Origin of the sequence: Lachnoanaerobaculum sanguinis, assembly GCF_033242365.1 — a bacterium.
Taxonomy (GTDB): Bacteria; Bacillota; Clostridia; order Lachnospirales; family Lachnospiraceae; genus Lachnoanaerobaculum; species Lachnoanaerobaculum sanguinis.
On sequence record NZ_BTHK01000068.1, the window covers coordinates 1 to 353 of the forward strand.

The 353-nt window shown below is 33.1% G+C and carries 1 pseudogene; it reads right to left on the reverse strand.

Annotation, left to right across the window (positions count from 1 at the left end):
* Window positions 1–327: pseudogene (locus SBH76_RS13560) on the reverse strand (YARHG domain-containing protein); the annotation flags it as partial.
* Window positions 328–353: the final 26 nt, after the last annotated feature.

A 353-nucleotide genomic window follows, 5' to 3' on the forward strand; every position in this document is an offset into this window, starting at 1 on the left:
GGTTGCAAGTTTAGAAAGATGTTCCAATATATAACTGTCATCTAAATTCTCCAACACATCAAAACTGCTGCTCGCCAAGATCGCGTCCTTTAAAGAATATCTTAACATCTGCATAGATATTCTATTTCCATTTTTGTCATACCCATAATCCCTAATAAAAGTATCATAATCCTCTTTTACATTATTTTGACTGTCAAAAAATTCTTCTATATATTCTTCCAATTCATAAAACACTAAATCATCATACCATTGAGAGATCTTAGAAATTCTCCATTTATTGTCATCACACAAAGTGAGAAATATCTGACCCTTATCTGTATCCGGCATCCCGTCTCCAAGACTGCTGTCTTTAT